Here is a 25,118-nt window from a genome sequence, read left to right as displayed (position 1 = left end):
CCAGTCTGGATCCCCGCCTTCGCGGGGAAACACGCTGTTCTTCGGTGGAAGAATGTCGCCGCCTCGCCCTAAAGCACCCGCTCGTACACCTGGTACACCTTGTTAACCCGGCTCTCGATCGTCTCGGCGATCGACCGCATCCCTTGATTGTCGTCCAGGATCCAGCCGATCTCCGCGCGCTGCGCCCCGTAATTCTCGACCGACGCGCGGCGGATATATTCGATCATCATGAAGGCCAGCTGGCTCGCCATCCGCGACGCCTGCAACTCCTTCACCACCCCCATCAGCGGCACGCGCACCGTCCGTACCTTAGGTTTGCGCAGCCACCACAACAGCTTCGCCCAGCCGAACGGCAACAGGCTCCCGTTGAGCGGTTTGATCGCCTCGTTCAGATCAGGCAGCGTGATCATGAACGCGACCGGCTTGCCGTCCAGCTCGGCAATCCGGATCAGGTCGTTGAACACGATCGGCTTCAGCTTCACGCCCACGTCCTTGATCTCCGGCGGGGTCAGCGGCACGAATCCCCAATTGTCGCGCCACGCGTCGTTGAGGATCGACAGGATGATCGCCGCCTCCTCCTCGAACTTGGTCTTGTCGACGTTGCGGACGCTGATCCGCGTGTTCTTCTCGCCCGACTTGATGATGCGCTGGACGATCGGCGGGAACTGCTTGGTGACGTCGACCTCATAGGTCATCAGCTGCTTGATCGGACGGTACTGCGCCCATTCGATCCAGCCACGATATTCGCGCTTGGCGTGGCCCATCATGATCGTCGGCGGATGGTCGTATCCGTCGATCAGCAGGCCCGGCTCCTCCCAGATCGACATGCTGATCGGCCCCAGCGCGCGCGTCATGCCCTGCTCGCGCAGCCATGCCTCGGCGCGCTCCAGCAGCGCCTGGAACACGTCCTGCCGCTCCGCTTCCATCAGCCCCCATTGGCCGACGCCGGGCCCGAACCCCTGCTCGGGCGGCATCGTCAGCGCCAGTGTATCGATATGCGCGGAGATCCGCCCCACGACGCGTCCGTCCTCCTCGGCCAGGAACAACTGCGCCTTGGCATGGCTGAACCAGCCGTTCTTCTCGGGCGTGATCAGTCCCAGCGCTTCCGACTTCAAAGGCGGCACCCAATTGGGATCGTCGGCATAGAGACGAAACGGCAGATCAATGAAGATCTTGCGGTCCTTCTTGGTCTCGACCGGTCGAATGATGAGCTTGGCCATGTCGTGTTCCCAAATACGCAGTTGCGCGTGTCTACCCAGCGAAGCGAATAAAGGCGAGTGACACGTGCGTCATCGCAGGACCCTGTCAGAGTGATCGGGTTTCCTCCGGCACGGCGGCTCCGCGCGACCTGTAAATGCCACGGTACCGCCACTATCTTCGGGCAATGGACATGCCCATGGACACATCGCTCAGCCTCGCTCACGGCACGGCCGCTCCAGCTTCCATTCCCGCGGGTTCGCCCCGTGTCGGAGGGATGGAGCGCGTTGCCGACGACAAGGCGATGCTCCGCGCAGCCGCAGACCTGACGCGCGATCTGGTGAAGCCGCGTCCGGCGATCTACTGGGCCGACCTCATCGCCTCGATGGTGGTAGGCTACGGTGCACTGGCAGTGGCGGCCACCTCGACGTCGACGCCGGTGGTGATCGTCGCCGGCATCGTGGCAATGCTGGGTCTATACCGCGGGTTGAGCTTCATTCACGAGGTCAGCCACATGAAGCACGCCTCCGTGCCGAACTTCCGGCTCGGTTGGAACGTGCTCGTCGGCATTCCGCTGCTGACCCCGTCCTTCATGTACGAGGGCGTCCACAATCTCCATCACGCCAAGACGCGCTACGGCACGGTCGAGGATCCGGAATATCTGCCGCTCGCGCTCATGAAGCCGTGGACGCTGCCGCTGTTCATCGTCGTGTCGGCGCTCGCACCGATCGCGCTGCTGATCCGGTTCGCGATCCTGTCGCCGATCTCGCTACTGTCGCCCAAGCTGCGGACGATGATCGTCGAGCGCTATTCGGCCCTTGCGATCAATCCGCAGTTCCGCCGCCGCGCTCCCGAAGGTGAGGCAAAGGTCTATTGGGATCGGCTCGAGACGGCTGCGAGCCTGTGGGCGATCACGCTGATCGCGATCACCGTGACCGGCGTTTTGCCCTTGCGCGCGTTCGTGACGATCTTCGCGGTCGCCTCGGCGTTCGCGGTCCTCAACCAGGTCCGTACGCTGGTTGCGCATCTGTGGGAGAATGACGGCGAGCCGATGACCGTGACCGCGCAGTATCTCGACACGGTCAACGTGCCGCCTCCGGCGCTGCTGCCCGCGCTCTGGGCACCTGTGGGTCTGCGCTACCATGCGCTGCATCACCTGTTGCCGGGTCTACCCTACCACGCACTCGGCGAGGCTCACCGCCGCATCACCGCCGAACTCGACGCGCTCTCGCCGTATCACAAGGCGAGCTATCCTGGTCTGCCCGGTCTGGTGAGCAAGATCGCGCGCAGCACGATGGTCCGCCGCTGATATCCCGATCGGGCCGGTCGTTCGCGACTGGCCCGATCATCCTGTTATTTCGCGGCGTCGAACTGCTTCAGCGCCGTGACCGCGTTACGCCCGACATCGCTCGTCGGTGCCAGTCTCGCGGCGGTTCCCCACGCTTCGCGCGCCGCCGCTTCGTCGCCGGACCGCGCGGCGATATTGCCCGCTTCCAACTGCACCGACGCATCGTCCGCCGAGCGCTTCAGGGCCTGCGCGATATCCGCCTTGGCGCGCGGCAAATTGTCCATCCGCCGCGCGAGCGTCGCCGACAACAGCCACGCAAGCGGATCGGCGCCCGCGGTCGTCAGCGCGAGATCGAGATCGCTGCGCGCCGCATCCAGTTCATCTGCGGCGACCAGCGCCCGCGCATGGTCGAGCTGTGCCTCACCCAGCGGCAGTCCGGTCAGCGACCCCGCGGTAAGCGCTGAATCGAGCGCAACGCGCGCCTTGGCAGGCTGTCCGGATGCGAGCCAGGCATTGCCGGCCTGCGCCCAATAATTGGCCGCGCGCGTATCCTTCGCGATCTGAGCCTCCCGCGCCGCTTCCTCGAATTCGGCCGCCGCGGACGGCCAATTCTTTTCGGCGGCGAAGGCGAGCCCGGCGCATTGCCGCGCGAAATACCGTCCCCCACTGATTCGCCAGCGCCCCGCCTCGGCTCGCGCGCTGGCGGGGTCGCTCTGCGTCAGCGCGACGCACCGGGCGAACCGATCGCCCTGCGCATCGACGGGACCGGTGGTGGCGGGACCGGTGGCGGCACTGGGGGCGGCGGCCTGCACAGCGGCAAGCAACATTATCAGGATCATAAGGCGGCGATCACATCCTCGACCGCCCGGATGATGAGGGAAATGTCGCTGTCACGCGACAGGCGGTGGTCGCCGTCCTTGACCAGCCACGTCTGCACGTCGGCTGAACGCAACAGCTCGGCGAGGCGCGCGGTACGATGCCACGGCACGTCCGGATCGCGCTGCCCCTGGACCAGCCGGACCGGGCCGTCGAACGCGATCTCGCCGAACATCAGCCGGTTGGCCTCGCCCGACGACCAGAAGGGGCGCGTATAGACGGTCGGCTGGGGACCATAGGGGTTCTTGCGCTCGATCCGCCCGTTGCTGAGCAGCGCCATCTTCTCGTCGGTGGTGAAGCCCCAGTCGGTGAAGTCCGGCGCCGGCGCGATGCCGACCAGCCCCTTCACCAGATCGGGCCGCATCTTCGCCGCCAGCAGCATCAGCCAGCCGCCCATCGACGATCCGACGAGGACCGCGGAGTCCTCGACGAGCGCGTCGATCATCGCCAACACGTCGTCGCGCCAGTCGACCAGCGTCTGGTCCTCGAACGCGCCTTCGCTCTGCCCGCACCCGCCATAGTCGAACCGCAGGAACGCGCGTCCCTCGGACTTCGCCCACGCCTCAAGCGTCACCGCCTTGGTCCCCATCATGTCGGACGCATAGCCCGAGAGGAACACGATCGTCGGTCCGGTCACGCCCTCAGCCGCGGGGGTGTGATGATAGGCGAGGCGAGGGCGCTCCTTGGCGGGGGGCGTCGGTGCAGGCGGCGTGGCGGTATCGGTCATTCCGACACCTTAGCCGCCCCTCAGTCGCGGAGAAAGGCGTCGAGTGCAGCCTGGAACGCGGCAGGCTGATCCAGCATCACGAAATGCGCCGCATCGCCGACATCGACAAAGGTTACGTGCGGCGCCGTCGCGTAGGCCTTCCGATAGAGCGCATCGGCGACTAGCTTGGTCGGCCCAACCGCGTTCCAAGGATAGACCAGCGTAATCGGCGCGGCGATCGACGCCATGTCGGGACGCAGGTCGGTCGTCAGGTCCTCGTACATCGCCTGCGCCGAGACTCGCGCATCTGCCTTCGCCGCCCACGCGGCAACCGCCGCGCGTGAGTTCGGCTTCAGTGCCATGCGCGCGGCGAGCGCCTCGTTCGCCGCCGGATTCGCCGGCTTCCCGTACGCCGCGGCCATGCCCGCGCGCATCGCTCTGGCCTGTGGTTCGAGCGCCGCCACGGTCGCGCCGGGCGCGAAGATCTCGCCGATATATGGCAGCGAATCGACGATCATCAGCTTGCCGACGTCATCCGGATGCGCCTTGGCCAGCATCAGCGCCACCAGCCCACCCATCGAATGCCCGACGATGGCCGGCTTGCCGAGCTTCGACTGGGCAATGAGCGTGCACAGGTCGCCGACGATCCCATCGAGAATGCCCGGCGACAGGTTCGCGCGCGGATCGTCACCGCCAAAGCCGTTGACCTGCACCACATACACCCGGTGCGACTTGGCGAGGGCAGGGACAACGCCCGCCCCTACCGCGCGGGGAGACGACAACCCTGGAATGAGCATCACGGGCGTCCCCTTGCCGATCGTCTGCACCGAGATATGCGGCATCTGCGTCTCGCTCGCATCGACCTTCGGCGCGGCGGCCGTCGCAGCCTGCGCGTAGCTCGCGGCGGGACTCAAGACGATCATCAGCGTCACGGCGGTCGCTGCAAGGCGAGCTTTGAAGTGCGAAATCATGTCACGGCTCCTTCGACGGGCTGGTGAAGATATTCTCGATCGCGAGGTCGAACAGTTCGGCGATCTTGAACGCGAGCGGCAGCGACGGATCGTAGCGCCCCGTCTCGATCGCATTGACGCTCTGCCGCGACACGTCGAGACGGTCGGCGAGGTCGCCTTGGCTCCAGTCCCGCTCGGCGCGCAGCACCTTGAGGCGGTTCTTCATGAGCGACCGGTCCTCACCGCGAAGATATTGACACAACCACCCAGCATTAGTCCGGCAAACCATAGGATACCCGCCGCATAGGCGGGGATGTGCACAGCCAAGCCGAAGCTTTCTAGAAATCCCCAGATCGTCGTCGCCGATAGCATGAAGCCAGTCGCGATCAGCGTCTGTCGGATCGTGAGCATTCGGATATATTCGTCTGGCTCGTCAGTGAGATAGCGACCCCAGGCCAGAAAAATTCCGACCAGTGGCAGCGCCGGCAGGATGGCGGCGGCGTACGCGAGGGCCCCATGGGGCGGACGGGTCCTGAACAGAGCAACGATGCCAAACAGCGCGCCCATGTAAACGAGGCTGAGGCCCAGCACAGTGTAATTGTACCGGCGGAGAGCGGGACTCTTATGCATGGTCAAGTGTCCTTTCGAATCAGTAAAGGAAACTTGTCATTACATGGGTTAAGAGTCAACGTCGCTTTACATAAACTAATCTAATCGTCGGTAGGGGAGCGCCGAGATGGCGAAGGGGCAGGCGGCCTCAACCCAGCCGCGAACGGGTCCTGGGCGTGACTTTATCCTAACCTTTGAAGCCGGCGGGCTTCCGAAAGATCGTCAAATAATGAATTCGACCGTTTTCATCTGCGTCTGATCCGCCGCGACCGCGCCGCGCTTCAGCACCATCTGGCGGTGCAGTTCGGCAACCGTGTCGCTCCCGCGGGTCTTGCACAGCGCCGGTATGAACGCGTGGACCAGCGCGCCGAGGCCGCCCTTGATCATGGTCATGCCGAAGCGTCCGGCGACGCCGAAATGCTCGACATAGCTCTCCCCGACGGTGGCAGGGTGGTCGAGGAACAGGCGGCGGAACATGGGCGGTCTCCTGCTTGCTCTGTATCAGGTGGCGAGAGCGTCGACCATCCCCGCCGCCAGCACGCTCAGCGTGTCGTCGCGCGCGCCCATCACCACGATCCGGTCGCCCGGCCGCGCCTCCGCGACCAGCGCCGCGGCGGCCTCGGCGCGGTCGGCGACATGCCGCGCGTCCCGACCACCCTCTACGATCTGCCCGACGATGTCCGCACTGGTGACCTCCCGCGTGACCGTCCCGCCGTAATAAGCGGGGTCGGGAAGGATGAGCACATCGTCCTCCGCCATCCGCTCGACGAACGTCGCGACCAACTCGCGCCCCATGACCTTCAACGGCCCATAGCCATGCGGCTGGAAGAACAGCAGCAATCGACCGGGAAACGCATGAAGCGTGTCGAGCGTCGCGGCGATCTTGTCCGGGTTGTGCCCGAAATCGTCGATCACCGCGACCCCGCCGGCCTCGCCAACGAGGTCGAAGCGACGACGCAGACCTGTGAACCCGGCAATCGCCTTCACCGCATCGGCCAGCGACACGTCCGCCGCCATCGCCGCCCCGATCGCCGCGAGCGCATTCGACACGTTATGCCGCCCAGGCACGGCCAGCTTCACCGGCGTCCGCACGCCGCGCGACACGATGTCGAAGCGGATAGCGAACGGTTCCGGCTTCAGATTCTCGGCCCGGAGATCGGCCGAAGCATCGATAGCAAAGGTGGTAATTTGACCCCGCGGCAGCCGCGAGGCCAGTGCCGCCGCATCGGGATCGTTCGCGTTCACCACCGCCGTCTCGGCCTTGGCGACGAAGTCCCCGAACAGCAGTCGCAGTTCCTCCAGCGACTTGTGGTCGAGGCTGACGTTGTTCAGCACCGCGATCTTCGGCGCATAGCCCGCGATCGACCCGTCGCTCTCGTCGACCTCGCTGACGAATGCCTCTCCCTCGCCGACCAGCGCACTCGCGAACGGGGCGTCAGGCGTGGCGAAGTTCTTCATCACCGCCCCGTTCATCACCGTCGGATCGCGCCCGACGGCATGCAGGATCCAGCCGATCATGCCGGTAACGGTCGACTTGCCGCTCGTCCCCGCGACACCGATCGGCAACCGGCTGTCGTTGAACAGCGACGCCAGCATTGCCGCACGGGTCGAGCGGGTACAGCCGAACGCATCCGCGGCGATCAAGTCCGGCACGGTCGACTCGATCGCCGCGGAAGCGATGACGAGCTGGTCGGCCGATACGATCCCGCTGCCGTCTTGCGGGAAAAGTGCGACGCCCTTGGCGGCGAGGTCGTCGAACTTCGCAGGCACGCGGCCCTGGTCGAGGTTGCGGTCCGAGCCGGCAACGGTCGCGCCGCGGCCGGCGAGGATCATTGCGAGCGGCATCATGCCGCTGCCGCCGATGCCGACGAAGAAACAGGGTTTGCTGATATCCATCGGCCCGCGATATGGGCGGTTTGGTAACGGGGCAAGGTCGGGAACACGAACAATGCGCATCGGTGTCCTCGCCGCGTCGAGCCGGACCAATCCCGCGGCGATCCCCAAGATCACCGCCTACGCGGCCACTGCGTTCCCGGAGGTCGAACTCGTCTTCCACCCGCAATGCCTAGAGACCGATGGTCACTTCGCCGGCTCCGACTTTCGGCGGGCGGCGGCGTTCCTCGAATACGCCAACGATCCGGCGTTCGATGCGATCTGGTTCCTGCGCGGCGGCTATGGCTCGAACCGCATCCTGGCGATGGCCATGCCCGAACTCGGCCGCGCCGCTCGTCACAAGACCTATCTCGGCTATTCGGACGTAGGCTTCCTGCTCGGCGCACTCTACGCCCGGCGGATCGGCCGGCCTGTCCACGGGCCAATGGTCAGTGACATCAACCGCCACGATGGTGAAGCGACGGTCGCGCGATCACTCGGCTGGATGGTGCGCGGCGATCGGGCCGGGCTGGAGCCGGGACTGAACGGGCACCCCTCCGCGGCGTTCAACCTCAGCATCATCACCTCGCTGATCGGCACGCCGTGGCTGCCCGACCTGACCGATCACGTCCTGATCGTCGAAGAGGTTTCCGAGCCGATGTACGCGATCGACCGCATGCTGTTCAAAGTCGCCAACGCCACGCAGTTGAAAGGCATCGCCGGCCTGCGCCTCGGTGCGGTGACGGCGGTGCAGGAGAACGATCCACCCTGGGGCGAGACGCTCGACTACATGATGGTGCGGTGGAGCCGCGACATGGGCGTGCCGTATCTCGGCCGCGCGGAGGTCGGTCACACACAGGCAAACCATGTCGTCCCGTTCGGGGTAGCGTGACGTTCGACGCCGGCTTGCCTATATAGGGTGTGCGACGGCATAAGCCGCGCCTCTTCCAACACCAGAAAGTCCTCCATGTCCGCCATGTTCCGAATCACGCTGCCCGACGGTTCCGTCCGCGAGGTTGCGCCCGGGACTACCCCCGCGGATGTCGCCGCCGCGATCGGGCCGGGCCTCGCCAAGGCGGCGCTCGCCGCGCGCATCGACGGGCAGGTGCGCGATCTCAACCGGCCGTTCGAGGGCGATACCGCACTCGCGCTGGTGACCGCACGCGACGAGGCGGATGCACTCGAGCTCGTCCGCCACGATCTTGCGCACGTCATGGCAGAGGCAGTCCAGCACCTGTTCCCCGGTACGCAGATCACCTTCGGCCCCGCGACCGACGACGGCTTCTATTACGACTTCGCGCCGAAGGACCGCCCGTTCACCGAGGAGGACCTGCCCGCGATCGAAGCCGAGATGCGCGCGATCATCGCCCGGAACGAGCCGTTCCTGCGCGAGGTCTGGTCGCGCCAGCAGTTGATCGATCGCTGGACGCAGCAGGGCGAGAGCTTCAAGGCCGAATGGGCCGCCGAACTGCCCGAGGGCGAGGAACTGACGATCTACCGCCAGGGTGAGTGGCTCGACATGTGCCGCGGGCCCCACATGGCGTCGACCGGGAAGCTCGACCCCGCCGCGTTCAAGCTGACGCGCGTCAGCGGTGCGTATTGGCGCGGCGACCAGAAGAACGCGATGCTGAGCCGCATCTACGGCACTGGCTGGCTCAACAAGAAGCAGCTCGACCAGCATCTCTTCCGTCTCGAGGAAGCCGCCAAGCGAGATCATCGGAAGATTGGCGCGGAGATGGACCTGTTCCACCTCCAGTCCGAAGCACAGGGCTCGGTGTTCTGGCATCCCAAGGGCTTCGTGCTCTGGCGCCAGATGGAGGCGTATATGCGCCGCCGTCTCGATGCCGCCGACTATGCCGAGGTCAAGACCCCGCAGCTGATGGACGCCAAGCAGTGGGAGCAGTCGGGCCATTGGGGCAAGTACCGGGAGAACATGTTCGTCGTGCCCGACGAGATCCCGAACGTCGAGGACGAGGGCGCAGTGTTGTCGGGCGAAGGCGACCTGATGGCGCTGAAACCGATGAATTGCCCGGCGCATGTGCTGATCTTCAAGCAGGGGATCAAGTCGTACCGCGATCTGCCGATCCGGATGGCCGAGTTCGGCTGCTGCCACCGCAACGAGCCGCATGGCGCGCTGCACGGCATCATGCGCGTCCGCCAGTTCACGCAGGACGACGCGCATATCTTCGTTCGCGAGGATCAGCTGGTCGAGGAAGTGCGCAAGTTCTGCGAGCTGCTCGACAGCGTCTACAACGACCTCGGCTTCGACGATTACGCGGTGAAGCTCGCGCTGCGCCCCGAGAAGCGGTTCGGCGAAGATTCGATGTGGGACAAGGCCGAGGCGGAGCTGCGCGAGGCAGTGATGCAGTCGGGCCTGAGCGACACGATCAAGGCGAACTTCGAGGAACTGCCGGGTGAGGGCGCGTTCTATGCGCCGAAGCTCGAATTCCACCTGACCGACGCGATCGGCCGGACTTGGCAGGTCGGCACGATCCAGTCGGACCGCGTGCTGCCCGAGCGACTCGACGCGTCGTACGTCGGCGCGGACGGCGAACGGCATCGCCCGGTAATGCTCCACCGCGCGATCCTCGGCACGTTCGAGCGCTTCATCGGCATCCTGATCGAGCATCATGCCGGCCGCTTCCCGCTTTGGCTCGCGCCGGTGCAGGCGGTCGTCGCGACGATCGTGTCGGATGCCGACGACTATGCGCTGGAAGTTGCGGCGAAGCTGAAGGCGGCAGGCATCCGGGTCGAAACGGATCTGCGCAACGAGAAGATCAACTACAAGGTGCGCGAGCATTCGCTGGCGAAGGTGCCGAACCTGCTGGTCGTCGGCAAGCGCGAGGCCGAGGAGGGCAAGGTTGCGCTGCGCACGCTCGGCAGCCAGGCCCAGACCATCCTGACGCTCGACGAGGCTATCGCGCGTCTTGCGGACGAGGCTCGCGCACCCGATATGTGATCCAACGGGGCCGGCTTTCCGAGCGCGGGTTTCTGCGCTATACGCCGGCCCAAATATTGTCAGAAACTTCAGGAGCAAACCCCATACGTCCTCCCACGATGCGCCGGCCGATGCAGACGCCCGCAATGAACGGCCCGCGATTTAACGAATTCATCCAGAGCCAGAAGGTCCGCGTGATCGATCACGAGGGCGAGAATCTGGGCGTGATGTACACGCGCGAAGCGATCGAGCAGGCAGCCGAGCATGGCCTCGACCTGGTCGAAGTGTCGCCTAACGCCGATCCGCCCGTCGCCAAGTTCCTCGATGTCGGCAAGTTCAAGTACGAGGCGCAGAAGAAGGCGAACCTCGCACGCAAGTCGCAGAAGACGCAGGAGATCAAGGAGATCAAGATGCGTCCGAACATCGACGACCATGACTACGACACGAAGATGAAGAAGGTGAATGACTTCATTGGCGAGGGCGACAAGGTCAAGATCACGCTGCGCTTCCGCGGTCGCGAACTCAGCCACGGGCAGCTCGGCATGAACCTGTTGAAGCGCGTTCAGGACGACGTCGCGGAGATCGCCAAGATCGAGGCGTATCCACGCATGGAAGGCCGTCAGATGCTGATGGTCCTCGCGCCGAAGTAGCCCGAACGCGGTTTCGGCCGCTACTGCGAGAGAGTTGAAGGCTGGTCGGTCCCAAGGGACCCGCCGGCCTTTTTCGTGCGGGGGCGTGGCAAGCTTGAACTTAATTCAGCATACCGTGAGGCGCCAACCAACAGCCATCTACCCGTCTCGCCTCTCCATGGAAGGGAGGGGTAAGGGTGGGTCGGCAACTTTCATCCCCGAGCCCTGAACGCAAAGAAACCGACCCGCCTCACTCACGCCTTTGCAGGAAAGGAAACCGGAAGAGGGTACATCTGCGAACTTGGCAAAGTCACACGCGCTGTTACCCGCCCCGCCATCCACCGCACCCCCGTCGTCCTGCCGAACCGCCACCGAAAACAGTTGCGATTTGAAACTAGGGTTTGCTGTCTGTCACTATGTGGCGGTTTGGAGACACAATGTTCAAAAAACCGGTTTCCGTATGCGGAAATCACTAGACGTATCAGTGTGTATCTCTCTATTACGCTCCAAACCACAAATTCGAAAAACTCGAATGGTCAGGGAGAGAATGCCGATGCGTATGACCGCATATCTGTTGTCCGCCGTTGCGACCGCGGCGATCGTCACGCCGGCTTTCGCGCAGCAGGCGACCACCACCGTGGAAGCGCAGACCACCCCGTCACAGGCAACCGCAAGCGGGGCGGTCGCTGGCCAGACCAACGGGGCGACGGACGCGGATACGACGCGTGCCGCCAGCGCCGCAGCCGATACGACCGGTAATTCGAGCGACATCATCATCACCGCAACCCGCCGTTCGGAGCGTTTGTCGAACGTCCCGATCGCGGTTTCCGCAGTGGGGCAGGAAGCGTTGCAGAACTCAGGCGGCAGCGACATCCGTTCGCTCAACCAGCTCGCACCGTCGCTGCTCATTTCGTCGACGGGCAACGAGTCCAACGCCTCTGCACGTATTCGTGGTATCGGTACGGTCGGCGACAATCCCGGCCTCGAAAGCTCGGTCGCGGTCTTCATCGACGGTGTCTATCGCAGCCGCACCGGCGTCGGTCTCAACGAACTGGGCGAGATCGACCGCGTCGAGGTGCTGCGCGGGCCGCAGGGTACTCTGTTCGGGCGTAATGCGTCGGCGGGTTTGATCAACATCATCACACGGTCGCCCGAGTTCGACTGGCATGGCAATGCCGAGGCGACCTATGGCAATTACGATCAGAAGCGGCTTGCCGGCGGCATCACCGGGCCGTTGATCGCCGAGAAGCTCGCGTTCCGGGTCGACGGCGTCTATGTGAACCGCAACGGCTTCTACAAGAACGTCACCGCGGCGAACGGCAGCGAGAGCCGCGTCAACGACCGCGATCGGTATTTTGTCCGCGGCCAGTTGCTGTTCAAGCCGACCGATACCTTGAGCTTCCGCCTGATCGGCGACTATTCACACCGCAAGGAAAGCTGCTGCGGCGCGGTTTATTACAATCAGGTCGAGACGACCGATCCAACGGCTAACGCAGCCGGCGTCGCGCCGTTTTTCGCGACGGTCAACACCGACGGCGCTGTCGTCAACAACACCAGCAATCGCATCGTCGACATCCTACGTCGCCAGGGCGCTGTCTTCCCGCTGGCCGGCAACACGCCGAACCCGTACAGCCGTGACGTCGCGGTCACGCCCGGACAGACCTATCGCAACCTGACCAAGGATTACGGCGGCTCGCTGCAGGCCGATTGGGATCTGGGCGGCGCGACTTTCACCTCCATCACCGCCTACCGCGAGTACAAGTCGGGCAACGCAAGCGACATCGACTATACCAATATCGATCTGACGCACCGCGCAGCCGACGGCAACGCGTATCGCCAGTTCAAAACCTTCACGCAGGAAGCGCGCCTGCAGGGCTCGCTGTTCAACGACAAGCTCGACTGGTTGGTCGGCGGCTTCTACTCGAACGAGAAGCTCAAGCTTGTCGACAACGCATCGTTTGGTGCGCAGTACGGGCAATTCGCCGCCTGCCGCCTCGTCGCGACGGTCAGCCCGGTTGCCGCGCTCCAGAACCAGAACAATCCGGGCTGCTTGAGCGCTGCCGGACGAGCGACGCTGAATGGTGCGTTCGGCGCCTTTGCGGGTCCGTTGATCACGTCGGCGCTCGACCGACTGACCGGTGGCGTCGGTCTCGGCGGTGGCGTGAACAGCGTCGGCGACTCGGGCTCGATCTACCGGCAGAAGAGCGAGAACTACGCGTTCTTCACGCACAACATCCTGCACCTGACCGACACGTTGTCGCTGACAGGCGGTCTGCGCTACACGCACGAGACGAAGAAGTTCAACGCGAAGTTCAACAACAACAACACGGTCTGTCCGATCCAGCAGGCTGCTCTGGCACCGCTGACCATGTCGCAGAGCGGCGCGACCGCGTTCGCGCAAGGCATCGTCACGCTGACCTGCACGGGCAACTCCAGCCCGGCGCTGAATGCCCTCAACCTTAACGACAGCTTCGGCGATGGCGAGTTCACCGGCACCGCGGTCCTGTCGTGGAAGCCGTTCACCAAGTTGCTGACCTATGCGTCGTACGCCAAGGGCTACAAGGCCGGCGGCTACAACCTCGATCGTTCGGATCTGGGCGGCGTCAACGGCGTGCTTTCGGCGCGGACCAATGCCGATGCACCGGGCCTGCGCTTCAACGCCGAGAAGGTGAACAATTACGAGATCGGTGCGAAGTTCAACACGCGCGGCTTCACCTTCAACGTCGCTGCATTCCGTGAAGAGTTCACCGATTTCCAGCTGAACACCTTCAACGGCTCGATCTTCGTCGTGCAGAACGTCGAAGCGTGTAAGGACAATCTGAACGGCCTCGACACCGACAACGGGTTCAACCCCGTCACCGGCGCGCAGACCGGCACGTGCCCAACGAACCGCTCGAAGAAGCCGGGCGTGATCTCGCAGGGTGTCGAGCTGGAAGCGACGATGTCGCCGATCAAGCAGGTCACGTTCACCGCGGGCTACACCTATGCCGATACGCATTTCCGCAAGAACCTGATCGGCAGCTCGACAACCGGCGAGGCACTCGACCGCGCACTGTTCCTGCTGCCGGGCAGCCAGTTGTCGAATGCCCCCAAGAACGTCGTCACGACGTCATTCGCCTGGACGCCGGATATCGGTTCGAACGGCATGTCTGGTCTGTTCTACATCGATAGCCGACTGTCGTCCGACTACAACACCGGCTCCGATCTTGCGCCCGAGAAGAAGCAGGATGGCTTTGCACTGGTCAACGCGCGCGTCGGCCTGCGTGGCAAGGATCAGGCTTGGGCACTCGAGTTCTGGGCCCAGAACGTGTTCAACAAGAACTACATCCAAGTCGCGTTCAACACGCCGTTCCAGGGTGCCGGGTCCTCGGCCAACGTGCAGCGCTTCGGCGGCACCGGCAACGCGCTGTACTCGGCATTCCTCGCCGAGCCACGCACCTACGGCCTGACGCTGCGCTCGCGCTTCTGATCGGGTGACTGAATGAAAAGCCGGCCCGCAGTTCGCTGCGGGCCGGCTTTTTCGTGCCCGAGCTCCCTAAAAAACCCTTGTTCTCCTGCGAACGCAGGAGCCCAGGATTACAGGTGCCACGCTCCGTTACCCTGGGCTCCCGCTTTCGCGGGAGAACCGGAAGCGCGCTAAGCGGCCAGATCGATCTCTTCGCCTGCCGCTGCCGCCAGCAGCCGCCGCTCCAGCGTCCTCAACCGCGCGGGCTGGGTGATCCGATCGCCGGTCAGGTCGGTGACGTAGAAGGTATCCACTGCGCGCTCGCCATATGTCGCGACGTGCGCGGAGTGGATCGTCACCTTCGACTGGAACAGCGCGTTGGCGAGCTGGTTGAGCAGTGCCGGCCGATCGCGAGCATTGACCTCGACCACGGTGAACCGGTTCGACGCCTTGTTGTCGACCAGCGCGTTCGGGACGATGTCGAACGCTTCCGCGCGCGTCCGGGGAAGGGGCTTTGCCACCAATCGGTCGGCAAGCTTGCCGCGGTTGGCGAGCGCATCCTCGATCGCAGTCTTCAGGCGGGAAAGCTGCCCCGACTCGTCGAACGGCCGCCCGAAAGGGTCCTGGACGAGGAAGTTGTCGACCGCCATCCCGTCGCGGGTGGTATGGATGCGCGCGTCGATGATGTTGCCGCCGGCAACGTGGATCGCACCCGCGATGCGGTAGAACAGCCCCGGATGATCCGCCGCGTAGATCGTCACCAACGTCGCGCCGCGCCCTGGATAAACATGGGCATCGATCGCGAGCTGCGCGTTGCCCGTGGTCGCCAGGAAGCGGGCGTTGTGCGCCAGCACGTCTTCGGGTTCCGCGATCCAATAGGCTTCGGTTAGCCGGTGGACGAGCGTTGCGAACGAATCCTCGCCCCAGCCGAGCGCGTCCCGCAGATGCTGCTGCTTGGCGGCGATCCGCTCGGCGCGACCCTTCTGTTTGTGGCCCAGCCGCAGCACTTCCTCGGCTGATTCGTACAGGTCGCCGAGCAGCTGGCGTTTCCAACCGTTCCACACGCCGGGTCCGACCGCGCGAATGTCGACGATCGTCAGGGTCAGCAGCAGGCGGAGGCGCTCCGGGCTCTGCACCACATCGCAAAAATCGAGGATCGTCTTGAAGTCGCTGAGGTCGCGCTTGAACGCGGTCGCCGACATCAGCAGGTGCCAGCGTACCAGCCAAGCAACCGTCTCTGTCTCGGCAGGCGTCAGGCCGAAGCGGGGGCACAGGCGCTGTGCCACCTCCGCGCCGAGGATCGAATGATCGCCGCCACGGCCCTTGGCGATGTCGTGCAGCAGGACCGCGACGTAGAGCGCGCGCCGCGACACGATCTGTTCGAAGATCGCACTGGCGAGCGGGTGGTCCTCCTTGAGGGTACCGCTTTCGATCCGCGCGAGCAGGCCGATGGCGCGGATCGTGTGTTCGTCGACGGTGTAGTGGTGGTACATGTCGAACTGCATCTGTGCGACGACGCGCGCGAAATCGGGCACGAAGCGGCCGAACACGCCGGCTTCGTTCATCCAGCGCAGCACGAGTTCGGGATCACGCGGCGAGGTCAGTACATCGAGGAACAGGGCGTTCGCGGAGGGGCTGTTGCGGACGTCATCGACCAGCTTGGCATCCCGCGCGGCGGCGCGCATGGCGAGCGGGTGGATCTCTACACCGTGCTTGTCGGCGAGTTGGAAGATCTCGATCAGGCGTTCGGGATCGGCCCGGAAGAAGTCGTCGCTGGGCAGCGCGAGGCGTCCGCGATCGAGCACGAAGCCGTTGAGCTTGCGCGGCGACCGGCGGATCGTCGGCAGGCCGAAACGCCGTCCGCGGGCAGCGAACTTTTCGTCGAGGTGCGCGAGGAAGACGCCGCTGAGCGTGCCGACGGTCTTTGCCTGCAGGAAATAGAACTGCATGAAGCGCTCGACCTTCGATTTGCCGGGGCGGTCGGAGAAGCGCATCCGGTCGGCGATCTCGCGTTGCAGGTCGAACGTCAGCCGATCCTCGGCGCGGCCAGTGATGCTATGAAGGTGGCATCGGACCGCCTGGAAGAAATTGTCGGCGCGGTGGAATAGCCGGTATTCCGCCTTGGTGAACAGCCCGACCTCGACCAGTTCGGCGGCGCGCTGGACGTCGTAGATGTATTTGCCGATCCAGAACAACGCGTGAAGATCGCGCAGGCCGCCCTTGCCCTCCTTGACGTTGGGTTCGACGACATAGCGCGTGTCGCCCATCTTGCGGTGGCGCGCGTCGCGTTCGGCGAGCTTGTCGGCGATGAAGGTGCGCGCGGTGTCGGCCTGGACCTCGGTCTTGAAGCGGTGCGACGCCTGTTCGTAGAGGTCGGTGTCACCGCAGACGTAGCGCGCTTCGAGCAGCGCAGTGCGGACGGTGACGTCGCTCTTGGCCTGGCGGACCATCTCGTCGAGCGAGCGGCTGGACTGGCCGAGCTTCAGCCCGAGATCCCATAGCGCGTACAGCATCGATTCGATGACGCGCTCGGCCCAGGGCGTCTGCTTGCCGGGGGTCAGGAAGCCAATGTCGACGTCCGAATGCGGCGCCATTTCCGCGCGGCCGTAACCGCCGACGGCGATCAGCGTGAGGCGCTCGCCCGAAGTGGGATTGGGCAGGGGGTAGAGCCGCTGGGTCGTGAAATCGAACAGGATGCGGAGCAGTGCGTCAATCAGATAGGCCTGCGCGCTGGACGCTTCCAACCCGCGCGATGGATGTTCGACGAGGCGACGTTCGACTTCTACCCGACCTTTCTCCAGCGCTGCCTTCAACAGCGTGGTCGCGTCGCGGCGCAGCGCGGTCGGATCAACGCCCTCCAGCGCGGCTATGGTTTCGGCGACGGCGCGACGATCGATGATCGTGCGACGGTTGGGGAGGTGATCGAAGCGGCCGGACATGACGCCCAGATAGGCGCGCCGGTCGCGTGCGTCATCAGGATTGCGCAAATGGTCCCCGAAACGTAACCGGACGCCCGAGTGGAGGACGAAAATGAGCGAACCATTGCGCGTGGCCCTTGCGGGTCTGGGGACCGTTGGCGGCGGTGTTATTCGATTGCTGGATGCGAACCGCGAGTTGATTGCGCGGCGGGCCGGGCGCGAGATCGAGATCGTCGCGGTTTCGGCGCGTGATCGGGGCAAGGATCGTGGCGTCGATCTGTCGCGGTTCGCGTGGGTCGACGACACGACGGCGCTGGCAAAACAGCCGGGTGCGGATGTCGTGGTGGAGCTGATTGGGGGCTCCGATGGTCCGGCGCTGACGCTTGCGCGGAGCACGCTGGGGGCGGGGCGGAGTTTCGTCACGGCGAACAAGGCGATGATCGCGCATCACGGCCTGGAACTCGCGCGGGCAGCCGAAGGGGCGGGCGTCGCGTTGAAGTTCGAGGCGGCCGTCGCGGGGGGCATTCCGGTCATCAAGGGGCTGCGCGAAGGTGCTGCGGCGAACGAGATTGCCCGCGTCTACGGCATCCTCAACGGTACCTGCAATTTCATCCTGTCGAAGATGGAATCGGAAGGGCGCGACTTTGCCGAGGTGCTTGCCGAAGCTCAGGCGCTGGGGTTTGCCGAGTCCGATCCCAGCTTCGACATTGATGGCGTCGATGCAGCGCACAAGCTGTCGATCCTAGCGGCGGTCGCGTTCGGGACGCAGCCGGCGTTCGACGACGTTGCGATCAGCGGCATCCGGCATCTGCTGGGGGCGGACATCGCCGAGGCGGCGGCTTTGGGGTATCGCGTGCGGCTGCTCGGGCTGGCGGAAGCTGGGGCGGACGGACTGTTCCAGCGCGTCCATCCGCATCTGGTGCCGATCGATCATCCGCTTGCGCACGTTACCGGCTCTCTGAACGCGGTCGTGGCGGAAGGTAATTTCGTCGGCCGCCTGTTGTTTCAGGGTGCGGGTGCGGGCGATGGCCCGACCGCGAGCGCGGTAGTGGCCGACCTGATCGACATCGCGCGCGGCGAGTTCGGCCCGCCGTTCGCGATGCCGGTGGTGTCGCTTACGGCAGCGCCCAAGGCCGACAGTGGAGAGCGGCGGGGGCGTGCGTATCTGCGCTTCACCGTGGCAGATCGGGTCGGGGTGCTGGCGGAGATCGCTGCGGCCATGCGGGATGCGGGCGTGTCGATCGAGAGCCTGATCCAGCGCGGGGCGATCGCCGATGGCAGCGTGCTGGTAGCGATCGTAACGCACGAGAGCCCGGAACGCTCGATTGCGCATGCTTTGGAGAAACTACGCGGGTCGCAGAGCCTGGTCGGGCAGCCGATGTGGATGCATATTCTGGATTGAGGGTCTTCTGCTCCCCTCCCTGGGAGGGAGCGTAAGGAAACTCACGTGTGTCAGCATACCGCTTGCTAGTCGACTGGCTCTTCCGTGTTCTCCCGTGAAGGCAGGAGCCGAGCCTGGGTCTTTGCCCTCGCGGGGGAAGCAACGTCGGGACAGATCGCTCACCCGAAGGGCGCTCAGTTCTTTGGATCGTCCAGCACGATCGGCACGCGGCCGCGTTTGTCGGGTTTCTTGGCGAGGGCGCTCTTGATCAACCCTACCGCGGCTTTCGCGATGGGGGCGATCGGTGGGCCGAAGCCGACCTGGCATCCACCCTGCCGCGCCGCGCAGGGCGTGGTCGACAATTCCAGCGCACGGAGACCGCTAAGGTTGGGATTGGAGGCGACCGGGTGGTCGGGCGGGCCTCGATCGTCGCGCATCGGCAGGCGCGGGGTGGACGTCGCGGACTTGCCGCAGACGATGATCTCGCTGCCGTCCTTCGTCTGCGTGGCGCACGGGTCGACGAGGATCGAGAAGCGTTCGGGCGCAAGCGATGTCACCGGGGTGGCGGTGGCTTGAAGCAGCACGGAGAGGATTATTGCGAGCATGACCTGATCCTCAAGGCGCGGGCTTGCGGAACGAGGTGCCGCCTTCGCCGCCGACGGTCATCGTCACCCCCGCCATGCCACCACCGACCTGGAACGGGCTGAGATCGGCGAGTGGCGAGGTGCGGTGGAGGAGGCGGGTGCGCTCGTTGCGGACGCTCTCGTGTTTGGGATCTCCTACATCGTGCTCGATGAACGGTACGCGGAATCGATCGGCGGTGCGCAATCCGCAGATCGTTATGTCGGTCTCGTTGGCGCTCGGGATACAGGGCTGCTCAGCGGCCATGCGGGCCTTTGCCGTCGCCATCAGCGGGTCCTCGATCACCATCGACAGCAACATCGCGAGCATCGGCGCCTCCCGGACAGGATCGCAGACTGACGGCGATCGTCGGCGAGGGCAAGCGTCATTGCTCGATCTTGGCGATCCCGAGCCTGGGGATATCGATCGCGGGGCACCGGTCCATGACGACTTGCAGGCCGGCGGCTTCGGCGCGTGCCGCGGCCTCGTCGTTGATGACGCCGAGTTGCATCCACACCGCCTTGGCACCGGCTGCGATCGCCTGATCGACGGCCTCACCCGCAGCGGCCGAGTTGCGGAAGATGTCGACGATGTCGATCGGATCGCCGAGTTGCGACAGGTCGCGAAACACGAATTCGCCGTGGACATGCTCGCCGGTGATCTGAGGGTTGACCGGGATCACGCGGTAGCCATGCGCCTGAAGCTTGGCCATCACGCCGTAAGAGGGGCGATCCGGGCGGTCGGAGGCGCCGATCATCGCGATCGTGCGCGCATTTTCGAGTAAAGACTTGATGTCGGCATCGGCGGTCAACGGCATCGATGCCTCCTGCGAGAAGAAACCTGGTCCGCTCGTACCGCGACTCTACGCGTCGGGTACGACCGGTAATTACACAACGTGGATCAGGCCTGCGGGTTTCACAGTTTTACGAGCCATGCGACGACCTGAGCCGCGATCGGCATGAAAATCATATCGTCCGGGTTCGAGGCCGGCGGCGTGCCAGCATCGGAGGCTGTACGGATCGAGATCGTCAACGGCACGCGGCCGAGGAACGGGATGCCGAGTTCGCGCGCTGCCGCCTCTGCGCCGCCATTGCCGAATGGGTCCGACGCTTCGCCGCAATGTGGGCAGACATAGCCGGCCATGTTCTCGACGAGGCCGATGATCGGGATGCCCGCCTTTTCGAACAGGTCGATCGCGCGGCGGGCGTCGATCAGCGCGAGATCCTGCGGGGTCGAGACGATCACCGCGCCTGCGGGGCGGTATTTCTGGACCATCGTCAGCTGGACGTCGCCGGTGCCGGGGGGGAGATCGAGCACCAGCGTATCGGCCACGCCCCAGTCCGCCTCGACCAGCTGGCCGAGCGCACCCGCCGCCATCGGCCCACGCCAGGCGATCGCCTTGCCCGGCTCGACGAGCTGGCCCATCGACAATAGCGGCACACCGTACGGGGTGGGGACGGGGTCGAGCACCTTGTCCTTCGCGGTCGGGCGTGTGCCCTCGACGTTCATCAGTCGGGGCTGCGACGGACCGTAGATATCGGCGTCGACCAGCCCGACGCGGCGACCCGCACGCGACATCGCGATGGCAAGATTGGCCGCGAGCGTCGACTTGCCGACGCCGCCCTTGCCGCTGGCGACCGCGATCAGCCGGCGGGTCGAGCGTTCGGCTGTCACCGCGATCCGCACTTCGGTCACGCCGGGCTGCGTCGCGGCCATCCGCACCGTCGCCTCCAGCGCATCGCGCGCCTGCGGGTCGAGCCCGGTCGCGTCGATGATGATGCCCGCTCGGGTCCCTTCGAGCCGGACGGTCGCCCGCTTGCCCGCTACTGCAGCGACCGCCGCCTTTACGCCTTCGATGTCGATCATCCGCGCCAGATAGGACCGCTAAGGCCGCTTGGCACTGTTTTTCCGCCAGCGCACACCTATAAAGGTTGGTATGACGATCTTCTCGCGCTGGTTCCGGCGCCCCGATATCCTCGCCACCGAAACACCGAAAGGCCCTTGGGGCGGCTCGGGCGACGACGGTAACAGCGGCCCGCGCAACCCCTGGGCGCAACCTCCCGGAGGCCGCAAGACCACGGCCAAGCCGACCGCGCTGGACGAGTTCCTGCGGAAAGCGCGCGGTTCGGGCGGCGGCGGTGGCGGCACTGGCGGCTTTGGCGGCCTGCCGTCGGGGGCCAACGCCCGCGCGCTGTGGGCGATCGGCGTCGCGATTATCGCGGTCGTGTGGATCCTGTTCACCTCGGTCCATCAGATCGGCCCGCAGCAGCGCGGCGTCGTCACCTATTTCGGCAAATACGCGGGCACGCTCGATCCTGGCGTTCGTCTGACGATGCCCGCGCCGATCGCCGACGTGACGGTGGTCGACGTGCAGAAGATCCGCACGGACAATTTTCCAGTCGGTGACGGCGAGAATTTGACGCTGACCGGCGACCAGAACATCATCGATCTGGCGTATTCGGTCCGCTGGGATATCTCGGATCCGCGCGATTACGTGTTCCAGCTCGCCGAGCCGAACGACACTGTTCGTGCCGCTGCCGAGAGCGCCATGCGCGCGGTGGTGGCGACGACGACGCTAGACCAGGCGATCGGCACGGGTCGTACCGTGATCGAGCAGCGCGTCGCTGAACTGACGCAGCAGATCCTCAACGACTACAAGTCGGGCGTCCGTATCCAGGGCGTCGCGATCAAGCAGGCCGCTGCGCCCGCGCGGATCGTCGAGGACTTCAACGCGGTCACTGCCGCGCAGCAGGAGGCAATCGCCAACCTCAACCAGTCGCGCTCCTACGCGCAGCAGGTCGTGGCGCGCGCGCAGGGTGAGGCCGCGTCGTTCGACAAGGTCTATGAGCAGTACAAGCTCGCGCCGGAAGTGACGCGTCGCCGCATGTATTACGAGACGATGGAGGCGGTGCTCGCCAAGAGCGACAAGACGATCGTCGAGACGCCGGGCGGGGTGGTGCCGTATCTGCCGCTGTCCAACGCCAAGCGTCTGCCGAACCCCGAGGCTGTCCAGTCGACACCAGCGCCTGCCGCGGCGGCGGCTGCCCCCCAGCCTGGAGCTGCCCAGTGAACGCCGTGAGTTTCCGCAACCCGATCCTCGCCGGGATCATCGCTTTGTTGCTGGTGATTCTCGCCGCATCGACCTTCGCGATCGTGCCCGAGACCAAGCAGGCGGTGATCCTGCGCTTCGGCCAGCCGATTCGTACGGTTAACGCATGGCAGCCTAACACGCCATTCGGCCAGACCGGTGCCGGCCTGATCGCGCGTATCCCGTTCGTCGACCGCATCGTCTGGATCGACAAGCGGGTGCAGGATCTGGAGCTCGACAACACGCTGGTGTTGTCGACCGACCAGCTTCGGCTCGAAGTCGACGCCTATGCGCGCTACCGGATCGTCGACCCACGCAAGATGCGTAACGCGGTCGGCAGCGAGGATCGGATCCCGGACCAGCTTCGACCGATCCTCGGGTCTGCGCTGCGCAACGAACTCGGCAAGCGGCGCTTCGTCGAATTGCTCAGCCCCGAGCGCTCCGAGCTGATGGACAACATCCAGAAGGGCCTCCAGCGCGTCGCGAGCCAGTACGGCGTCGAGATCGTCGATGTCCGTATCAAGCAGGCGAATCTTCCCGTCGGCCTGCCACTCGAAAGCGCGCTGAAGCGCATGTCGAGCGCGCGCCAGCAGGAGGCGATCACGATCCGTGCCGAAGGCCAGAAGCAGGCGCAGATCGTGCGTGCGCAGGCCGATGCCGACTCTGCGAAGATCTATGCCGAGAGCTTCGGCAAGGACGCTGACTTTTACGATTTCTACCGCGCGATGCAGTCGTACCGGCATACGTTCGGTGCGGATGGCGGCGCGACGCCTGAAGGATCGACATCGATCATTCTTTCGCCGAACAACAGTTATCTGAGGGAGTTCGAGGGCCGCGGGCGTTAAGCCTGCGGAACCTTTCGGCATCCGTTCATATTCAAGCATCGTTCAGAACGGCATCCCTAGGGGGTACCTGTTTCGATTGATGAAACGAGAGGACAACATCTAGTGCGTTACGCCTACGCCATTACCAGTGCTCTTCTCCTCGGCGGTGCGACCGCGACGCTCGCGCTCCAGCCGAGCGGCGCTCAGGTCGCGCAGAACGAACCCGGTGCGATCCAGGCGGTCTCGCCGAAGCCCGGCGCGCCGATGAGCTTCGCCGACATGGTCGCGCGGCTCCAGCCCGCGGTCGTGAACATCTCGACCAAGCAGACGATCGTCCAGAAGCAGCAGGCCAATCCGTTTGCGGGCACGCCGTTCGGCGACCTGTTCGGCGGCATGGGCGGCGGCGGCCAGGGTGGCGCGCCGGTCAAGCGCGAGGGCGCCTCGCTCGGCTCGGGGTTCCTGATCTCGCCGGACGGCTATGTCGTCACCAACAACCACGTGATTTCGCCTGGCGCGCAGGGCGCGTCGGTCGACTCGATCACCGTGACGCTCAGCGACAAGAAGGAATATGTCGCCAAGGTCATCGGCAAGGACCAGGACTCGGATCTCGCGCTGCTCAAGATCGACGCGGCCAACCTGCCGTTCGTGAAGTTCGGCGATTCGAACGGCGCGCGCGTCGGCGACTGGGTCGTCGCGATCGGCGAGCCGTTCGGCCTCGGCGGCACCGTCACCGCGGGTATCGTTTCGGCGATCAACCGCGTTACCGGGCAGGGCGGTGCGTATGACCGCTTCATCCAGACCGATGCCTCGATCAACCAGGGCAACTCCGGCGGCCCGATGTTCGATCTCAATGGCAACGTGATCGGCGTGAACTCGCAGATCTTCAGCCAGTCGGGCGGCAATATCGGCATCGGCTTCGCGATCCCGGCAGCCGTGGCCAAGCCGATCATCGCGACCTTCATGAAGGGTGGCACGATCGAGCGCGGCTATATCGGCGTGCAATTGGGTCGCAGCGGCCCGATCGACGAGGATACGGCAGCAGCGCTCGGTATCGCCAAGAATTCAGGCGAACTGATCAACGATGTTACCGCCGGCGGTCCATCGGCGAAGGCGGGTGTTCGCGCCGGCGACGTGGTGACCAAGGTCAACGGCACGCCGGTGACGGCGGAGCAGTCGCTGTCCTACCTCGTCTCGAACGTGAAGCCGGGTCAGACCGCGCGTCTCGACATCTTGCGCAACGGCAAGCCGGTGGTCGCCAATGTGGTCGTCGTACCAAGGCCGAGCGCGGACAAGCTGGCGGCCGTGGTCGGCGGCGATGCGCAGGGCTTCGGCACCGACGGCGGCGATGACGGCGACGATAGCGCGACACCTGCTGCACCGACGGCCGGCGCAGCGCTCGGGATCGGCGTCCAGCCGCTGACCCCTGCGATCGCACAGGCGGTTGGCGTCGAGGCAGGCACGCAGGGCGTCGTGATCGCGGTGGTCGCGCAGACCAGTGATGCGTTCGGCAAGCTCAAGCGCGGCGACGTGATCATCTCGGTCAACGGTACGCCGGTTCGCACCGCGGTCGACGTCCAGAACGCGGTCAACGTCGCCAAGGCGGCGGGGCGCCCTCAGGTCCTGCTGCAGGTCAAGCGCGGACGCGCCCCGGCGCAGTTCCTGCCGGTCAAGATCAAGTAATCCACGACCGACACGACCGACCTGAAAAGGACCGTCGCTCGCCCGAGCGGCGGTCCTTTTTCTTTGCGGCGCGCGGGGTTAGGGTCTGCGCCGGAT

The 25,118-nt window shown here is 65.1% G+C and carries 22 protein-coding genes; 9 read left to right on the top strand and 13 right to left on the bottom strand.

Annotation, left to right across the window (positions count from 1 at the left end):
• Positions 1-68: 68 nt before the first annotated feature.
• Positions 69-1,220, bottom strand: a complete 1,152-nt coding sequence (locus AC1MH0_RS05520) for an N-acetyltransferase (RefSeq protein ID WP_480965048.1) — start codon at positions 1,218-1,220, stop codon at positions 69-71.
• Positions 1,221-1,396: 176 nt separating this feature from the next.
• On the opposite strand from AC1MH0_RS05520, the gene AC1MH0_RS05515 reads away from it, so the two are divergent.
• Entirely contained in the window at positions 1,397-2,506 is a 1,110-nt protein-coding gene (locus tag AC1MH0_RS05515; RefSeq protein ID WP_480965684.1) for a fatty acid desaturase family protein, read from the top strand.
• 44 nt (positions 2,507-2,550) lie between these two features.
• Here AC1MH0_RS05515 and AC1MH0_RS05510 read toward each other — a convergent pair whose 3' ends face one another.
• The 7 genes from AC1MH0_RS05510 to AC1MH0_RS05480 form a co-directional block, all read right to left on the bottom strand.
• Positions 2,551-3,324 (bottom strand): tetratricopeptide repeat protein, encoded by a 774-nt coding sequence (locus AC1MH0_RS05510; RefSeq protein WP_480965047.1) that lies wholly within the window; start codon positions 3,322-3,324, stop codon positions 2,551-2,553.
• A complete protein-coding gene (locus AC1MH0_RS05505) occupies positions 3,321-4,088 on the bottom strand; it encodes an alpha/beta hydrolase family protein (protein ID WP_480965046.1) in 768 nt (255 codons plus the stop codon). Before AC1MH0_RS05505 ends, AC1MH0_RS05510 begins: the two co-directional genes overlap by 4 nt.
• Positions 4,089-4,108: 20 nt before the next feature.
• Positions 4,109-5,038, bottom strand: coding sequence for an alpha/beta fold hydrolase (locus AC1MH0_RS05500; protein WP_480965045.1), 930 nt, complete (start codon positions 5,036-5,038; stop codon positions 4,109-4,111).
• A gap of 1 nt (position 5,039) precedes the next feature.
• Positions 5,040-5,243: a helix-turn-helix transcriptional regulator gene (locus AC1MH0_RS05495; RefSeq protein ID WP_480965044.1), complete on the bottom strand. Its 204-nt coding sequence runs from the start codon at positions 5,241-5,243 to the stop codon at positions 5,040-5,042.
• Entirely contained in the window at positions 5,240-5,647 is a 408-nt protein-coding gene (locus tag AC1MH0_RS05490; protein ID WP_480965043.1) for a hypothetical protein, read from the bottom strand. The genes AC1MH0_RS05495 and AC1MH0_RS05490 overlap by 4 nt, the downstream gene beginning before the upstream one ends.
• A 201-nt stretch (positions 5,648-5,848) precedes the next feature.
• Complete coding sequence (locus tag AC1MH0_RS05485) at positions 5,849-6,103, bottom strand: DUF6356 family protein (protein WP_480965042.1); 255 nt, start codon at positions 6,101-6,103, stop codon at positions 5,849-5,851.
• Between the two features lie 24 nt (positions 6,104-6,127).
• Positions 6,128-7,522 carry a glutamate ligase domain-containing protein gene (locus tag AC1MH0_RS05480; protein WP_480965041.1) on the bottom strand — a complete coding sequence of 465 codons (1,395 nt, stop codon included), beginning with the start codon at positions 7,520-7,522 and terminating at the stop codon, positions 6,128-6,130.
• A 52-nt stretch (positions 7,523-7,574) separates the two neighbouring features.
• Here AC1MH0_RS05480 and AC1MH0_RS05475 point away from each other — a divergent pair, with 52 nt between their 5' ends.
• The 4 genes from AC1MH0_RS05475 to AC1MH0_RS05460 all read left to right on the top strand — a co-directional run bounded on the left by AC1MH0_RS05475 (position 7,575) and on the right by AC1MH0_RS05460 (position 14,534).
• Positions 7,575-8,390, top strand: coding sequence for an LD-carboxypeptidase (locus AC1MH0_RS05475; protein ID WP_480965040.1), 816 nt, complete (start codon positions 7,575-7,577; stop codon positions 8,388-8,390).
• A gap of 75 nt (positions 8,391-8,465) precedes the next feature.
• A complete protein-coding gene (gene thrS, locus AC1MH0_RS05470) occupies positions 8,466-10,457 on the top strand; it encodes a threonine--tRNA ligase (RefSeq protein ID WP_480965039.1) in 1,992 nt (663 codons plus the stop codon).
• Positions 10,458-10,555: 98 nt separating this feature from the next.
• A complete protein-coding gene (infC, locus tag AC1MH0_RS05465; RefSeq protein ID WP_031396176.1) occupies positions 10,556-11,086 on the top strand; it encodes a translation initiation factor IF-3 in 531 nt (176 codons plus the stop codon).
• Positions 11,087-11,618: 532 nt separating this feature from the next.
• Positions 11,619-14,534 (top strand): TonB-dependent receptor, encoded by a 2,916-nt coding sequence (locus tag AC1MH0_RS05460; RefSeq protein ID WP_480965038.1) that lies wholly within the window; start codon positions 11,619-11,621, stop codon positions 14,532-14,534.
• A gap of 167 nt (positions 14,535-14,701) precedes the next feature.
• Here the strand turns inward: AC1MH0_RS05460 and AC1MH0_RS05455 are convergent, their stop codons facing one another.
• Positions 14,702-17,449: a [protein-PII] uridylyltransferase gene (locus tag AC1MH0_RS05455; RefSeq protein WP_480965683.1), complete on the bottom strand. Its 2,748-nt coding sequence runs from the start codon at positions 17,447-17,449 to the stop codon at positions 14,702-14,704.
• Positions 17,450-17,540: 91 nt separating this feature from the next.
• Here AC1MH0_RS05455 and AC1MH0_RS05450 point away from each other — a divergent pair, with 91 nt between their 5' ends.
• Positions 17,541-18,830: a homoserine dehydrogenase gene (locus tag AC1MH0_RS05450; protein ID WP_480965037.1), complete on the top strand. Its 1,290-nt coding sequence runs from the start codon at positions 17,541-17,543 to the stop codon at positions 18,828-18,830.
• A gap of 173 nt (positions 18,831-19,003) precedes the next feature.
• Here the strand turns inward: AC1MH0_RS05450 and AC1MH0_RS05445 are convergent, their stop codons facing one another.
• The 4 genes from AC1MH0_RS05445 to AC1MH0_RS05430 form a co-directional block, all read right to left on the bottom strand.
• Positions 19,004-19,414 (bottom strand): hypothetical protein, encoded by a 411-nt coding sequence (locus tag AC1MH0_RS05445; protein ID WP_480965036.1) that lies wholly within the window; start codon positions 19,412-19,414, stop codon positions 19,004-19,006.
• A gap of 10 nt (positions 19,415-19,424) precedes the next feature.
• The gene (locus tag AC1MH0_RS05440; protein ID WP_480965035.1) at positions 19,425-19,760 is read right to left on the bottom strand and encodes a hypothetical protein; all 336 of its coding nucleotides are present in this window, start codon (positions 19,758-19,760) and stop codon (positions 19,425-19,427) included.
• A 55-nt stretch (positions 19,761-19,815) separates the two neighbouring features.
• Complete coding sequence (locus AC1MH0_RS05435) at positions 19,816-20,247, bottom strand: CoA-binding protein (protein ID WP_480965034.1); 432 nt, start codon at positions 20,245-20,247, stop codon at positions 19,816-19,818.
• A gap of 98 nt (positions 20,248-20,345) precedes the next feature.
• Positions 20,346-21,296, bottom strand: coding sequence for an Mrp/NBP35 family ATP-binding protein (locus AC1MH0_RS05430; RefSeq protein ID WP_480965033.1), 951 nt, complete (start codon positions 21,294-21,296; stop codon positions 20,346-20,348).
• Positions 21,297-21,366: 70 nt separating this feature from the next.
• On the opposite strand from AC1MH0_RS05430, the gene hflK reads away from it, so the two are divergent.
• From hflK to AC1MH0_RS05415, 3 genes are all read left to right on the top strand, one after another.
• Complete coding sequence (gene hflK, locus AC1MH0_RS05425; protein ID WP_480965682.1) at positions 21,367-22,500, top strand: protease modulator HflK; 1,134 nt, start codon at positions 21,367-21,369, stop codon at positions 22,498-22,500.
• On the top strand, positions 22,497-23,363 hold the full coding sequence (gene hflC, locus AC1MH0_RS05420) for a protease modulator HflC (RefSeq protein WP_480965032.1): 867 nt from the start codon (positions 22,497-22,499) through the stop codon (positions 23,361-23,363). The genes hflK and hflC overlap by 4 nt, the downstream gene beginning before the upstream one ends.
• 102 nt (positions 23,364-23,465) lie before the next feature.
• Positions 23,466-25,022 (top strand): Do family serine endopeptidase, encoded by a 1,557-nt coding sequence (locus AC1MH0_RS05415; RefSeq protein WP_480965031.1) that lies wholly within the window; start codon positions 23,466-23,468, stop codon positions 25,020-25,022.
• Positions 25,023-25,118: the final 96 nt, after the last annotated feature.

It is taken from the genome of Sphingomonas sp. AP28 (assembly GCF_056680455.1).
The sequence above is the reverse complement of the archived record's forward strand: the minus strand, read 5'-3'. Positions and strand labels throughout refer to the sequence as shown.

Excerpts from the sequence above, each read along its gene's own strand:
- AC1MH0_RS05520 (WP_480965048.1), bottom strand. The coding sequence starts at position 1,220 with ATGGCCAAGCTCATCATTCGACCGGTCGAGACCAAGAAGGACCGCAAG.
- AC1MH0_RS05515 (WP_480965684.1), top strand. The coding sequence starts at position 1,397 with ATGGACACATCGCTCAGCCTCGCTCACGGCACGGCCGCTCCAGCTTCC.
- AC1MH0_RS05510 (WP_480965047.1), bottom strand. The coding sequence starts at position 3,324 with ATGATCCTGATAATGTTGCTTGCCGCTGTGCAGGCCGCCGCCCCCAGT.
- AC1MH0_RS05505 (WP_480965046.1), bottom strand. The coding sequence starts at position 4,088 with ATGACCGATACCGCCACGCCGCCTGCACCGACGCCCCCCGCCAAGGAG.
- AC1MH0_RS05500 (WP_480965045.1), bottom strand. The coding sequence starts at position 5,038 with ATGATTTCGCACTTCAAAGCTCGCCTTGCAGCGACCGCCGTGACGCTG.
- AC1MH0_RS05495 (WP_480965044.1), bottom strand. The coding sequence starts at position 5,243 with ATGAAGAACCGCCTCAAGGTGCTGCGCGCCGAGCGGGACTGGAGCCAA.
- AC1MH0_RS05490 (WP_480965043.1), bottom strand. The coding sequence starts at position 5,647 with ATGCATAAGAGTCCCGCTCTCCGCCGGTACAATTACACTGTGCTGGGC.
- AC1MH0_RS05485 (WP_480965042.1), bottom strand. The coding sequence starts at position 6,103 with ATGTTCCGCCGCCTGTTCCTCGACCACCCTGCCACCGTCGGGGAGAGC.
- AC1MH0_RS05480 (WP_480965041.1), bottom strand. The coding sequence starts at position 7,522 with ATGGATATCAGCAAACCCTGTTTCTTCGTCGGCATCGGCGGCAGCGGC.
- AC1MH0_RS05475 (WP_480965040.1), top strand. The coding sequence starts at position 7,575 with ATGCGCATCGGTGTCCTCGCCGCGTCGAGCCGGACCAATCCCGCGGCG.
- thrS (WP_480965039.1), top strand. The coding sequence starts at position 8,466 with ATGTCCGCCATGTTCCGAATCACGCTGCCCGACGGTTCCGTCCGCGAG.
- infC (WP_031396176.1), top strand. The coding sequence starts at position 10,556 with ATGCGCCGGCCGATGCAGACGCCCGCAATGAACGGCCCGCGATTTAAC.
- AC1MH0_RS05460 (WP_480965038.1), top strand. The coding sequence starts at position 11,619 with ATGCGTATGACCGCATATCTGTTGTCCGCCGTTGCGACCGCGGCGATC.
- AC1MH0_RS05455 (WP_480965683.1), bottom strand. The coding sequence starts at position 17,449 with ATGTCCGGCCGCTTCGATCACCTCCCCAACCGTCGCACGATCATCGAT.
- AC1MH0_RS05450 (WP_480965037.1), top strand. The coding sequence starts at position 17,541 with ATGAGCGAACCATTGCGCGTGGCCCTTGCGGGTCTGGGGACCGTTGGC.
- AC1MH0_RS05445 (WP_480965036.1), bottom strand. The coding sequence starts at position 19,414 with ATGCTCGCAATAATCCTCTCCGTGCTGCTTCAAGCCACCGCCACCCCG.
- AC1MH0_RS05440 (WP_480965035.1), bottom strand. The coding sequence starts at position 19,760 with ATGCTCGCGATGTTGCTGTCGATGGTGATCGAGGACCCGCTGATGGCG.
- AC1MH0_RS05435 (WP_480965034.1), bottom strand. The coding sequence starts at position 20,247 with ATGCCGTTGACCGCCGATGCCGACATCAAGTCTTTACTCGAAAATGCG.
- AC1MH0_RS05430 (WP_480965033.1), bottom strand. The coding sequence starts at position 21,296 with ATGATCGACATCGAAGGCGTAAAGGCGGCGGTCGCTGCAGTAGCGGGC.
- hflK (WP_480965682.1), top strand. The coding sequence starts at position 21,367 with ATGACGATCTTCTCGCGCTGGTTCCGGCGCCCCGATATCCTCGCCACC.